The organism is Pseudonocardia sp. UM4_GMWB1 (assembly GCF_017312155.1).
GTDB classification, from domain to species: domain Bacteria; phylum Actinomycetota; class Actinomycetes; order Mycobacteriales; family Pseudonocardiaceae; genus Pseudonocardia; species Pseudonocardia alni.
Genome location: NZ_QJPN01000001.1, coordinates 4,896,381 through 4,908,823, shown reverse-complemented (window position 1 = coordinate 4,908,823; position 12,443 = coordinate 4,896,381). Strand labels below are relative to the sequence as shown.

The window sequence follows — 12,443 nt, the reverse complement described above, 5'->3', positions numbered from 1 at the left end:
CGCCCCGCACCGGAGGGGTGTCACCGTGGACAACCTGGGCGTACTCAGCCTGCTCGCTCTCACCCCCATCCTCGTCGTCGCGGTTTTGCTGGTCGGGCTGCGCTGGCCCGCGAAGTACGCGATGCCGCTCGGCTTCGTCGCGGCGGCCCTGATCGGGTCGCTGGTCTGGGGGATGGGCACCACCGCGATCGTCGCGTCGACGATCGAGGGCCTGATCATCGCGGTCGGCCTGCTCTACATCATCTTCGGTGCGCTGCTGCTGCTGCAGACGCTCACCCAGAGCGGCGCGCTCGCGACGATCCGTGCCGGGTTCACCGGCATCAGCCCGGACCGGCGGGTCCAGGCGATCATCATCGGCTGGCTGTTCGGGTCGTTCATCGAGGGTGCGTCGGGGTTCGGGACCCCGGCAGCCGTCGTCGCGCCGTTGTTGCTGGCGCTCGGCTTCCCGGCGCTGGCCGCGGTGCTGGTCGGCATGGTGATCCAGTCGACGCCGGTCAGCTTCGGCGCCGCCGGGACGCCCGTACTCACCGGCATCGGGCAGGGGCTGTCCGGGTCGGCGGAGGTCGACGCGCGCACCGCTGCGCTCGGCCTGGACGCGACCGGCTACCTGTCCGCGATCGGGTTCGAGGTCGCGGCGCTGCACGCGGTCGCCGGGACGCTCATCCCACTGTTCCTGGTGTGCCTGCTGACCCGCTTCTTCGGGGAGAACCGCAGCTTCGCCGAGGGCCTCGCGGTCGCCCCGTTCGCGCTCTACGCCGCGTTCGCGATGACCGTGCCCTACGTGCTGGTCGCCGCGCTGCTCGGCCCGGAGTTCCCGTCACTGCTCGGCGGGCTCGTCGGGCTGGCGCTGGTGATGTTCACCTCCAGCCGCGGCTTCCTCATGCCGCGCACGGTGTGGGACTTCCCGCCGCGCGAGCGGTGGCTCGACCGCTGGACCGGCACCATCTCCGCGGGTGCCGACGACGGCGTCACCGGCACCCGGATGAGCACCTGGCTGGCCTGGTCGCCCTACGTGCTCGTCGCGGCGGTGCTGGTGCTGACCCGCACCGTCGCGCCGGTGAAGGACGCGCTGTCGGGAATCACCGTCGGACCCGCGGACATCCTCGGGACCGGCATCGACGAGACGCTGCAGCCGCTCTACTCGCCGGGCGCGGTGTTCCTGCTGGTCTGCCTGGTCACCTACGGCCTGCACCGGATGAACGGCCGCCAGGTCGCGACGTCATGGGCCGTGTCGGGACGCCAGCTCGCCGGTGCCGCGGTCGCGCTGCTGTTCGCGCTGCCGCTGGTCCGCATCCTGATCAACTCCGGTGCCGAGCTGAACACGACCGGGCTGGCCTCGATGCCGCTGACGCTGGCCGAGGGGGCCGCCGCCGTCGCCGGGCCGGCCTGGCCGGTCCTGGCACCGTGGATCGGCGCCCTGGGGGCCTTCGTCGCCGGGTCGAACACGGTGTCCAACCTGACGTTCGCCCTGTTCCAGTTCGCGACCGCGGAGAACATCGGCGCCACCCCGGAGACGGTGGTCGCGGCCCAGGCGGTCGGCGGCGCCGCCGGGAACATGATCACCGTGCACAACGTCGTCGCCGCGTCGGCGACGGTGGGGCTGCTCGGCCGGGAGGGCGACGTGATCCGGATGACGATCATCCCGATGACGTACTACTGCCTGCTCTCGGGCGGGCTGGCGTTCGTGCTGATCCACGGCGTCGGGCTCAACACCGGCACGGTGCTGCTCACCCTGGTGCTGCTGACACTGGCCGCGATCGTGGTGGGCCTGCGGCGGGCGGCGACCCGGCTGCCGGCCTGACCCGGAGACGACGACGGCCCGGTCCCCATCGCTGCGGGGACCGGGCCGTCGTCGTGTGGATCAGGAGCCGCGACGCCAGAACAGCAGCACCCGGCGCAGCCGGCTCCGCAGGCTCGGGTGACCGGGCACCGACCGCTGCGGGGCCGGGAACTGCCGGAACTCCGCGGGCGGCGGGGTCAGGTGGGCCGCCGGGAGGGTGGGCGGGTCCATCGCGACCAGGGTCTGGGGGAAGTGGCGCGCATCGGGCGACGGGGTCTTCTCGGGGTGCACGGTCGTCTCCTCCACGGCCGGTCCATCGCTCGCGGTGGTCGGGTCGTTACCGACGGCCTGCTGCATCTCCGGCCTCCTCACGGTCTCGGGCGGGGCGCATCGCCGGGACCCGTACCCGCCGGGGCCGGGGTCCACCCGCACGGGCCGCATCCGGGACGGGCCACCGCCGGGCCCGGGAGGCGAGCGCGGGGCGGCGGTGCCTGCACACCCAGGGTACCGACGTGACGTGCTCCGGAGACGTGTGCGGTGGCTCACCCGGCACGCCGTCGGAGACCCGGGTGCTCGCTACGGTGAGTGCCGAGCAGGTGGGACGGGTGGACGGAGCGGGCGTGTCGGGGCTGGTGGCGGTGGTGGCGTGGGCCGCCCTGGCGGGGTGGATCGCCGCCGGTGTGCTGCTCGTGCTGGCCCACCGGCGGCTGGAGCGGCTCGAGCGGGAGCACACCGCCCGCAAGTGGGACATCGTCGCGCTGCGTGCCCAGCTGCGGGCGTTGCACCGGCGGCCGGACGAGCTGTCCGACCCCGCCACGTCCACCGGTGCCGGCCCGTCCGTCCCGCGGCACCCCGGAGGTGACCCCGGGTCCCCGGTCCCGGCCGGCGGGACGCCCGGGCGTACCCGGACGGCCGGCGCCACGGCATGGCGCCGGTCGCACCGGCGCCCGGTGGGCCGTACCCGGCGGCGTCCCTCCTGACAGGGGGCGGGGTCAGCGCCGTGGCACCGCCGCCCCCCGGATGCTCGCGTCCAGCAGCTGCACCGGGTGCAGCAGCGGAACGTCGGCGAAGTCCTCGTTCGGCAGGTACTTGCCGATCTGCAGCAGACAGCCCGGGTTCGCGGTGACCACGACGTCCGGCTTCGCGTCGCGGATCTTCTCCGCCTTCCGCACGCCCAGATCCGCGGCCGCGTCCGGCTTCACCATGTTGTAGATGCCGGCCGAGCCGCAGCACAGCGACGCCTCGGCGATGTCGACGAGCTCCAGCTCGGGGATGGTCCGGAGCACCTCGCGCGGCTGGTTGCGGACGCCCTGGGCGTGCCCGAGGTGACAGGCGTCGTGGTAGGCGACGCGGCCGGTGACCGGGGTCCGCGGGGCGCGGGGGCCGCCGTCGTCCTCCCGGGAGTACAGGTCGGCCAGGACCTCGTGCACGTCGCGGCAGCGGGCGGAGAAGCGCGCCGCGCGGTCGGCCCAGGCGGGGTCGTCGGCGAGCAGGTGGCCGTAGTCCTTCATCGACGAGCCGCAGCCCGCGACGTTCGTGACCACCGCGTCGACGTCGAGGGTCTCGAAGCGGGCGATGGTGCGCCGGGCCCGGTCCAGCGCGGACTCCTCGCGCCCGGCGTGCACCTCCAGCGCGCCGCAGCACTGCTGGTCGCGGGGGACGAGCACGTCGCAGCCCTCGGCGGCGAGCACCCGCACGGTGGCCTCGTTGACCCGGTGGAAGAACACGTCCTGCACGCAGCCGGTGAGCAGTGCGACCCGGGCCCGGCGCGTGCCGACCGCGGGGGTGTGCACCGGGAGCGTCGCGAACGCCTCGCGCACCGAGACCGGCGGCAGCAGCGACTCCATCGCCGCGAGCTGACCGGGCAGCTTCTCGGCGAGCTTCCGGATCGCGGGGACCTTCCGCAGCTGCTGGTACAGCGCGCCGGGCAGGGCGGCCGCCCGCAGCCGTCGCTTGTAGGGGAACAGCGCGAAGATCGCGTCGCGGAACAGCTTGTCCGACGCACTGCGGGGCACGTTGCGCTCGATCTGCGGGCGCACCGACTCCAGCAGCTTGTCGTACTGCACCCCGGACGGGCAGGCGGTCACGCACGCCATGCAGCCCAGGCAGTTGTCCATGTGCTCGGTGAACGGCCCGTCGAGGCCGATGTCACCCTTCTCGGCCAGGTCCATCAGCAGGATCCGGCCGCGCGGGGAGTCCATCTCCTCGCCCCACAGCACGTAGGTGGGGCAGGTCGGCAGGCAGAAGCCGCAGTGGACGCAGTCGTCGAGCAGCTCGCGCTGCGGCGGGTGGACGTCGTCGAACGCGCTCGGGCCCTGCTGGGGGATCTTGGTCTCGGCCGCCCCGGTCGGGGTGCCTGCGGGCTCGTGGGTGCTCGTCATGCGTGCCTCACATCCAGGGAGCGAAGCGACCGGCGGCGAACCGGGCCTCGGGGTCGAGCTGGGTCTTGACGGCCCTGAGCAGGGCGAGTGCGGACGGTGCGGGGCCCCACGCGGGGGCGTCGAGGGTCTCGGGCCGGTCACGCAGCACGCTGGTGCCGCCGACCGCGGCGACGGCGTCGTGCACCTCCGCGACGGCGGCCCCCGGCACGGTGACGGTCGCGACGCCGGTCGCGAGGCCGGCCGTGACGGCGGTGGCGGGCAGCTGCTCCACCAGCGGCGCCAGCCGGGTCGGTGCGCACCCGATCCGGACGACGGCGCCGTCGAGGGCGGGTCCGTCGCCGTCACCGCCGGCGTGCGGACCGTCGGTCAGCGACGTGTGGGCGTCCCACGCGTCCGCGCCCACCTCCCGGGCGTCGGCGCCGAGCAGCTCACGCAGCCGCTCCACCCGTGCGGGCAGGGTCTGGGCGCCGCCCTCCAACCGGACCAGCAGACGTCCCGGGTCACCGGACACCCACTCGACGGCGATCGGCTCCAGCGGGCTGGCCATCAGCTCCAGCACCCGCGACGCGGCCTCGGCCACCGGGCCGTCGACGCCCACGCAGGCGACGGCCTTCGGGACCGGGTGCAGCCGCAGGACGACCTCGACCAGCGGGCCGAAGGTGCCGTAGGAGCCGTGCATGAGCTTGGCCATGTCGTAGCCGGCGACGTTCTTGATGACGTGTCCGCCGGAGCGGACCATCGTGCCGTCGGCGAGTACCGAGGTGGTGCCGATGACCAGGTCCCGCAGACCGCCCCAGACCAGGGCGGACGGGCCGGCGTCGGCGGTGGCGAGCAGCCCGCCGACCGTGGCGCCGCGGGCGACCCGGGCGGCGTCGAACGCGAGGCGCTGACCGTGCTCGGCCAGCTGCTCCTGCAGCGCGCGGACCGGGGTCCCGGCGTGCACCGAGACGGTCATGTCGCCGGGGTTGTGGTGGATCACCCCGGACAGTGCGGAGAGGTCGAGCGTCGCGGCGATGTCGTCGCCCGCGCGGCCGGCCCAGCCGGTGGCGGTGCCGGCGCCGGTGATCGCGAGGCGGCCGGGGGTGTCCAGGACGGCGTCCCGGACCTCCTTGGCCGAGGTGGGGCGCAGCGTGGTGGGAGCAGCGCGTGTCATGTCGTCGGGCCCTTCCGGGTCTCGTACGGGTCGGTCGGACAGGTCGGCCGGACGGGTCACAGCCGTTCGATCAGGCCCGCCTCCTCCAGCGGGTGCGGCCGGTAGAGCCCCGGCTTCTCACCGCACAGCCGCGGGGTGGGCAGGAGCTTGCCGGGGTTGCAGATGTGGTCGGGGTCGAAGCCGTCGCGGATGCGGCGCATGACGGCCAGGTCGTCCTCGCCGAACATCCGCGGCATGGAGCAGGCCTTGTCGGTGCCGATGCCGTGCTCGCCCGACAGCGAGCCGCCCATCTCGACGCACAGCTCCGCGATCTGCGCCGACAGGTGCTCGGCCTGCTCGGTCTGGCCCTCGGCGGCGGAGAACAGGACCAGCGGGTGCAGGTTGCCGTCGCCGGCGTGGAAGACGTTCGCGACGCGCAGCCCGGCGTCGGTGCCCATCTCGTCGATCCGTTCGAGGATCTCGGCGAGCCGGGTCCGGGGGACCACGCCGTCCTGGACGATGTAGTCCGGCGAGATCCGGCCGACCGCGGCGAACGCGGCCTTGCGGCCCCGCCAGATGTTCGCCCGCTCCTCGGGGGAGCCCGCGATGTGCAGCCGGGTGCAGCCGTGCCGGTCGCAGATCTCCTTGACCAGCGCGAACTGCTCCTCGCACTCCTCGACGGTCCCGTCCAGCTCGACGACGAGCGCGGCCGGGGTGTCGAGGGAGTAGCCGGCGCCGGTGGCGCCCTCGGCGGCCTCGATGGCCAGCGCGTCCATCATCTCGACCGCGGCGGGCACGATCCCTGCCGCGACGATGTCGGACACGACCCGGCCGCCCGCCGACACCGACGGGAAGTCCGCCAGCAGCGTGCGCATGACCTCGGGGGTGCGCAGCAGCCGGACGGTGACCTTGGTGACGATGCCGAGCGTGCCCTCGGAGCCGAGGAACACCCCGCGCAGGTCGGGCCCGGACTGCTCCATCGTGTCTGAGCCGAGGGTGACCACCTCGCCGTCGGGGAGCACGACCTCCATCGACAGCACGTGGTTGGTGGTGAAGCCGTACTTGAGGCAGTGCGCGCCGCCGGAGTTCTCCGCGACGTTGCCGCCGATCGTGCACACCTGCTGGCTCGACGGGTCCGGGGCGTAGTAGAGCCCGTACGGCGACGCGGCCGCGGTGATCTCGAGGTTCGTGACGCCCGGCTCCAGCACCGCGCGCCGGTTCTCCGGGTCGACCTCGAGCACCCGGTTGAGCCGGTTCAGCCCGATGACGACGCCCTCGGCCACCGGCAGCGCGCCGCCGGACAGGCCGGTCCCGGCGCCGCGGGCGACGAACGGGATCCGGTGCCGGGCGCAGATCCGCACGCACCCGGCGACGTCCTCGGCGGTGCGGGGCAGCAGGACCAGCTCGGGGACGACCCGGCTGCCGGTCAGGCCGTCGCACTCGTAGGTCCGGGTACGGACCGGGTCGTCGAGCACGTCCGCTGCGCCCAGGAGGGCGACGAACTCGTCGTGGATCGAGCGGGCCAGAGGCATCGCTGCACTCCCTTGCTGCGCGTGGCGGGGCTCACGGGAGGGTACGTCGACACGGTGACGCCACGCCTGTTCGACGTCACGGACGGGGGCCGTGTCACTTCCGTGATGCGGAAAAGATAATCCACTGGTAGAAATACGACCAGTCCTGACATCCACACGGAGAGGGTGGTCACAGATGGCCGACACCGCCGGCCTGCAGGTCGACGAGCACCTGAGGTCCTTCGTCGAGGGCGAGCTCCTGTCCGACGTCGACCTCACGGCGGACGACTTCTGGGCGACCCTGGCCCGGCTCCAGGAGCGCTTCGCCCCGAGGATCGCCGACGCCCTGGCCCGTCGCGACGAGATCCAGGCGCGCATCGACGAGTGGCACCGCGAGCACGGGGCCGGCTCGGTCGAGGAGTACGAGAAGTTCCTCACCGACCTCGGCTACCTGCTCCCGGAGAAGTCCCCGACGATCGACGTCGACCGGGTCGACCCGGAGATCGCCGAGGTTCCGGGCCCGCAGCTGGTCGTGCCCTCCACCGTGCCGCGCTACGCGCTGAACGCCGCCAACGCCCGCTGGGGCTCGCTGTTCGACGCCTTCTACGGCACCGACGCGCTCCCGCAGGACGGTGAGCTCGCGAAGGGCTACGACGAGCGCCGCGGCGCACAGGTGATCACCGCCGCCGACGAGCTGCTCGACGAGCTGTTCCCGCTCGCGAAGGGCAGCCACGCCGACGCCACCGCCTACCGGGCCTCGGCCGACGGGCTCGTCGTCGACACCGGCGCGACCGGCACGGTCGGGCTGGCCGACCCCGCGCAGTTCGCCGGGTTCCGCCCGGTCGACGGCGACGGCCGCGGCGCGGTCCTGCTGACCCGCAACGGGCTGCACCTGGAGATCACGATCGACCCGACCACCCGGGTCGGCACCCAGCACCACGCCGACGTCGCCGATGTCGTGCTCGAGTCCGCGGTCACCACGATCGTCGACCTCGAGGACTCCGTCGCGACCGTGGACGGCGAGGACAAGGCGCTGGCCTACCGCACCTGGCTCGGGCTGCTGCGCGGTGACCTGACCGCCGAGTTCCGCAAGGGCGGGAAGACGGTCACCCGCCGGGTCAACCCGGACCGCGAGTACACCGCGGCCGACGGCTCCGACCTCACCCTGCCCGGGCGCTCGCTGATGCTGGTCCGCAACTGCGGCCACCACATGACGACGAACGCGGTCCGCACCGCCGACGGCGCCGAGGTCGCCGAGGGCGTGCTCGACGCGCTCGTCTCGGCCGTCGCCGGGCTGTACGACCTGCAGGGGAAGGGGCCGCACACCAACTCCCGCGCGGGCAGCGTCTACATCGTCAAGCCCAAGCAGCACGGGCCCGAGGAGGTCGCGCTCACCGTCGAGCTGTTCGGCGCCGTCGAGGAGGCCCTCGGACTGCGGGCGAACACGCTCAAGATCGGCATCATGGACGAGGAGAAGCGGACCACGGTCAACCTCTCCGCCTGCATCGCCGAGGCCGCGAACCGGGTCATCTTCGTCAACACCGGTTTCCTCGACCGGACCGGCGACGAGATCCACACCTGCTTCACCGCGGGCCCGGTCCTGCGCAAGGGCGACATGAAGTCGACGACGTGGCTGAAGACCTACGAGGACCGCAACGTCGACGTCGCGCTGGCCGCCGGGTTCGCGCACACCGCGCAGGTCGGCAAGGGCATGTGGGCCAAGCCCGCCGCGATGGCCGAGATGATCGAGCAGAAGATCGGCCACCCGAAGGCCGGCGCGAACTGCGCCTGGGTGCCGTCTCCGACCGCCGCGACCCTGCACGCGCTGCACTACCTGCGCGTCGACGTGCACGGGGTGCAGGACGAGATCGCCTCCCGCGCCACCGCGGACCGTCGCAAGCTGCTCGAGGTCCCGGTGACCGACGCGGCGTCGCTGTCGGCGCAGGACGTGACCCACGAGCTGGAGACCAACGCCCAGTCGATCCTCGGCTACGTGGTGCGCTGGGTCGGCATGGGCATCGGCTGCTCCACCGTGCCGGACCTGGAGGGCGTCGGGCTGATGGAGGACCGCGCCACCCTGCGGATCTCCGCGCAGCTGGTCGCGAACTGGCTCCAGCACGGTGTCGTCGACGAGGGGACGGTGCGCGACACCTTCGCCCGCATGGCCGCCGTGGTCGACGAGCAGAACGCCGGCGAGGACGGCTACCCCGCGATGGCGAAGGACCTGGAGTCCAGCGAGTCGTTCCAGGCCGCGCTGGAGCTGGTGTTCAGCGGGGCGACCGAGCCCAACGGCTACACCGAGCGGACGCTCACCCGCTGGCGTCAGCGGGCCAAGGCCGCGGCCTAGGCCGCACCACCACCGTCGACGACGACGCCCCCGGGACCGGTTCCCGGGGGCGTCGTCGCGTTCCGAGGAGGAGACCGATCGTGAAGCCGTGGGTGCGGCCGGCCGCCGTGCTGTTCGGCGTCGGTTACGGCGCCAACCAGTTCAGCCCGCTGATGGTCATGTACCGCGAGCAGGGGCACTACTCGCCGACCGTGGTCGCCGCGTTCTTCGGCGTCTACGTGCTCGGTCTCGCCCCGGGCCTGCTCGTCGGCGGGCCCGCGTCGGACCGCTGGGGCCGCCGCCGGGTGCTGGTGCCCGCGACGGCCGCGTCGATCCCGGCCAGTGCCGTCATCGCGCTCGGTGCGTTCTCCGAGATCCTGCTCTACGCCGGCAGGCTGCTGTTCGGCCTGTGCATCGGCGTCGCGATGGCGGTGGCGACGACGTGGGTCAAGGAGCTGTCCGGCGAGGGGGAGGGCGCCCGGCGGGCGGCGCTCGCGCTCACCGCGGGCTTCGGCCTCGGACCGTTGGTCGGCGGGCTGCTCGCGCAGTTCGCACCGCTGCCGATGGAGCTGCCCTACCTGGTCCACATCGCGCTCATGGTCCCCGTCACCTGGTGGCTCGTGGCGGCCCCGGAGACGGTCGTGCCGGGCCGCTCCCGGTCCTGGCTGCGCGACCTGCGGGTGCCCGCCGCCGCGCACCCCCGCTTCCGGTGGCTGGTGCTGCCCGCCGCGCCGTGGGTGTTCGGCGCCGCCGCGCTGTCGTTCGCGGTGCAGCCGACCGCGCTCGGCGACGTCGTCGGCGGCTACGGGCTGCTCGTCGCGACGCTGCTCACCGCCGTCACCCTGGGCTGCGGCTTCCTCGCCCAGTCCGCGGCCCGGACGATCGACGCCCGCTCGGCGCTCGCCGCCACCCGGATCGGGCTCGTGCTCGTCGTCGTCGGGACGGTGGTGGCCGCGGCGGGTGCCGCCGGCCGCTCCGTCCCGGTCGCGTTCGGTGCCGCCGCGTTGCTCGGCGCCGGCTACGGCTTCGTGCTGCTGTCAGGACTGCAGGAGGTCCAGCGCATCGCCGCGCCGGAGCACCTGGCCGGGCTCACCGCGGTGTTCTACTCGCTGACCTACGCCGGTTTCCTGCTGCCGATGCTGCTGTCCGCCCTGACCGGGGCCGCGGGATACCCGGTCCTGCTGCTCGTCGTCGCCGGGGTGCAGGCGGTCTGCCTGGGCCTGGTCTGGGCGGGGGCGCACCGGGTGCGCCGGTCCCCACGGGAGCGGACCGCGGTGCCCTGACCCGTGGCCACGGCCCCGGTGTGGTCGCGGTCCGCGCGCTGATCCGCTCCGCGCGCGCGTCCAGGTCCGCGCGCGGAGCGGATCACCGCGCGCGGTGCGGATCACCCCGCCGTCCGAGCCGGGAGGCCGTCGGGGTCGGCGCGCGCCGCCGCCCCCGGCCGGGGGGTCCACCCGATGTCCACCCCGGGACGGAGGCGGCCACCGGCCGGCGCTCGTACCGTCGGGCGGGTGACCACCACCACCGGTCCGGACGCCACGGACCTGCCGCGCCTCCCGTTCCCGCGCCACGACGTCCTCGAGCTCCCGCCGCTGTTCGACCGGCTGCGGGAGCGGTCCCCGATCACCCCGGTCCGGACCCCGGCCGGTGATGTCGCGTGGCTGGTCACCGGTTACGACGAGGCCCGCGCCCTGTTCGCCGACGACCGGCTCGGCCGCAGCCACCCCGAGCCGGAGCGGGCCGCGCGCATCTCCGACTCGATGATCTTCGGCGGGCCGAGCGGCGACTCACCGGAGACCGAGCGCGCGAACCACACCCTGATGCGCAGACTGCTCGCGCCCGCGTTCTCCGCGCGCCGGATGCGCAGGCTCTCCGGACACGTCGCGGAGCTGGTGGCCCGGCAGCTCGACGTCGTCGAGGCCGCCGGTCCCGGCGCCGACCTGCACGAGCTGTTCTCCTTCCCGCTGCCGGTGCTGGTCATCTGCGAGCTGCTCGGCGTCCCCTACGACGACCGCGAGGAGTTCCGGCGCTGGTCCGGCGAGCTCGGGCTGCTCCACGACCGGCCCCGCGCCGAGGCCGCCGCGCAGGCACTGTTCGCCTACGTCCGCGGCCTCGTCGACCGCAAGGACGACGAGCCGGGGGAGGACGTGCTGTCGGACTTCGCCGCGCTCGGCTCGGCGCCGGAGCAGCGCGACCGGCTCGCCGCGCTCGGTGCCGGACTGCTGTTCGCCGGGCACGAGACGACGGTCGGGCGGATCGACACCGGCACCGTCCTGCTGCTGGACCGCCCGGGGGAGTGGGCGGCGCTCGCCGCGGACCCGGAGCGCGCCCCGGGGGCGGTCGAGGAGGTCCTGCGGCTGGCCGTGCCCAGCGGGGGCAACGGCGGCATCCCGCGCTACGCGCACGCCGACGTCGACATCGCCGGGGTGCACATCCCGGCGGGCGACGCGATCCTGCTCGCCCCGGGCGCGGCGAACCGGGACCCGCGGCACTTCGACGGGGCGACCGGGTTCGACGCCGGGAGGAAGTCCTCGCACCTCGCGTTCGGGCACGGGCCGTACTTCTGCGTGGGCGCGAGCCTGGCCCGGGTCGAGCTGACCGAGGTGTTCCGGGCGCTGCCCGCCCGGTTCCCGTCGCTGCGCCTCGCCGTGCCGCGCACCGAGCTGGAGCTGCGCTCGGACGTGCTCACCGGAGGGCTGCGTGCGCTGCCGGTCACCTGGGGCCGATCATGAGGACGTGGGGGAACTCGAACTGCGGGTGGCGGGGCTCGACCATCCGGACGTGACGCCACTGATGCGGCGGCTGCAGGCGTTCTACGGCGAGGTCTACGGCGACGGCGACGCCACCCCCGTCGACCCGGCCGACTTCCGGACCCCGTCCGGGTTGTTCCTGGTCGGCTACGACGACGGCGTCCCCGTCGCGACCGGGGCGTGGCGCGCCGTCGACGCCGACCCGGCCGACCCGGCGCGCCGTGACGGCGACGCCGAGCTGAAGCGGATGTACGTCGAGCCCGCCGCCCGCGGCCGGGGACACGCCCGGGCGGTACTCGTCGCGCTGGAGCGTGCGGCCGCCGCCGCCGGGCGTCGTCGCATGATCCTCGAGACGGGTGACGGCCAGCCCGCTGCGATCGCGCTGTACGAGACCAGCGGATACCGTCGGACCAGCAACTTCGGTGCGTACCGGAACGACCCCCGCTCCCGGTGCTTCGCCAAACCGCTCGCGGCGTGAGACTCGGTACGGTCACGGGCGAAACGTCCGGTTGCGCCGATAGGATGACCTCGGCGTCGTCGCCGCGTCCCTTCCGGTGATCGTG

The 12,443-nt window shown here is 74.0% G+C and carries 10 protein-coding genes; 6 read left to right on the top strand and 4 right to left on the bottom strand.

Annotated elements, in window-relative coordinates:
• Positions 1 to 25 precede the first annotated feature (25 nt).
• Positions 26 to 1,801: an L-lactate permease gene (locus DMP15_RS22965; protein WP_073578222.1), complete on the top strand. Its 1,776-nt coding sequence runs from the start codon at positions 26 to 28 to the stop codon at positions 1,799 to 1,801.
• A 60-nt stretch (positions 1,802 to 1,861) separates the two neighbouring features.
• Here DMP15_RS22965 and DMP15_RS22960 read toward each other — a convergent pair whose 3' ends face one another.
• The gene (locus DMP15_RS22960; RefSeq protein ID WP_073578221.1) at positions 1,862 to 2,137 is read right to left on the bottom strand and encodes a hypothetical protein; all 276 of its coding nucleotides are present in this window, start codon (positions 2,135 to 2,137) and stop codon (positions 1,862 to 1,864) included.
• 224 nt (positions 2,138 to 2,361) lie between these two features.
• Here DMP15_RS22960 and DMP15_RS22955 point away from each other — a divergent pair, with 224 nt between their 5' ends.
• The gene (locus tag DMP15_RS22955) at positions 2,362 to 2,760 is read left to right on the top strand and encodes a hypothetical protein (protein ID WP_337826429.1); all 399 of its coding nucleotides are present in this window, start codon (positions 2,362 to 2,364) and stop codon (positions 2,758 to 2,760) included.
• Positions 2,761 to 2,772: 12 nt separating this feature from the next.
• Here DMP15_RS22955 and DMP15_RS22950 read toward each other — a convergent pair whose 3' ends face one another.
• Genes DMP15_RS22950 through DMP15_RS22940 form a run of 3 tightly spaced genes read right to left on the bottom strand, consistent with a single transcriptional unit; the run spans position 2,773 to position 6,825 of the window.
• Positions 2,773 to 4,161 carry a (Fe-S)-binding protein gene (locus DMP15_RS22950; protein ID WP_083659110.1) on the bottom strand — a complete coding sequence of 463 codons (1,389 nt, stop codon included), beginning with the start codon at positions 4,159 to 4,161 and terminating at the stop codon, positions 2,773 to 2,775.
• A gap of 7 nt (positions 4,162 to 4,168) precedes the next feature.
• The gene (locus DMP15_RS22945; RefSeq protein ID WP_253067694.1) at positions 4,169 to 5,314 is read right to left on the bottom strand and encodes an FAD-binding oxidoreductase; all 1,146 of its coding nucleotides are present in this window, start codon (positions 5,312 to 5,314) and stop codon (positions 4,169 to 4,171) included.
• A 56-nt stretch (positions 5,315 to 5,370) separates the two neighbouring features.
• Positions 5,371 to 6,825: an FAD-binding oxidoreductase gene (locus DMP15_RS22940; protein ID WP_073578219.1), complete on the bottom strand. Its 1,455-nt coding sequence runs from the start codon at positions 6,823 to 6,825 to the stop codon at positions 5,371 to 5,373.
• Between the two features lie 175 nt (positions 6,826 to 7,000).
• Between DMP15_RS22940 and DMP15_RS22935 the strand changes: the two genes are divergently transcribed.
• The 4 genes from DMP15_RS22935 to DMP15_RS22920 all read left to right on the top strand — a co-directional run bounded on the left by DMP15_RS22935 (position 7,001) and on the right by DMP15_RS22920 (position 12,358).
• A complete protein-coding gene (locus DMP15_RS22935; RefSeq protein WP_073578218.1) occupies positions 7,001 to 9,151 on the top strand; it encodes a malate synthase G in 2,151 nt (716 codons plus the stop codon).
• A gap of 80 nt (positions 9,152 to 9,231) precedes the next feature.
• Positions 9,232 to 10,413, top strand: coding sequence for an MFS transporter (locus tag DMP15_RS22930; RefSeq protein WP_202417699.1), 1,182 nt, complete (start codon positions 9,232 to 9,234; stop codon positions 10,411 to 10,413).
• Between the two features lie 228 nt (positions 10,414 to 10,641).
• Complete coding sequence (locus tag DMP15_RS22925) at positions 10,642 to 11,862, top strand: cytochrome P450 (RefSeq protein ID WP_301549154.1); 1,221 nt, start codon at positions 10,642 to 10,644, stop codon at positions 11,860 to 11,862.
• A 61-nt stretch (positions 11,863 to 11,923) separates the two neighbouring features.
• Entirely contained in the window at positions 11,924 to 12,358 is a 435-nt protein-coding gene (locus DMP15_RS22920) for a GNAT family N-acetyltransferase (RefSeq protein ID WP_062404342.1), read from the top strand.
• Positions 12,359 to 12,443: the final 85 nt, after the last annotated feature.

Coding starts and splice junctions, on each gene's coding strand:
- DMP15_RS22935 (WP_073578218.1), top strand. CDS start 7,001: ATGGCCGACACCGCCGGCCTGCAGGTCGACGAGCACCTGAGGTCCTTC.
- DMP15_RS22960 (WP_073578221.1), bottom strand. CDS start 2,137: ATGCAGCAGGCCGTCGGTAACGACCCGACCACCGCGAGCGATGGACCG.
- DMP15_RS22945 (WP_253067694.1), bottom strand. CDS start 5,314: ATGACACGCGCTGCTCCCACCACGCTGCGCCCCACCTCGGCCAAGGAG.
- DMP15_RS22950 (WP_083659110.1), bottom strand. CDS start 4,161: ATGACGAGCACCCACGAGCCCGCAGGCACCCCGACCGGGGCGGCCGAG.
- DMP15_RS22920 (WP_062404342.1), top strand. CDS start 11,924: ATGCGGCGGCTGCAGGCGTTCTACGGCGAGGTCTACGGCGACGGCGAC.
- DMP15_RS22940 (WP_073578219.1), bottom strand. CDS start 6,825: ATGCCTCTGGCCCGCTCGATCCACGACGAGTTCGTCGCCCTCCTGGGC.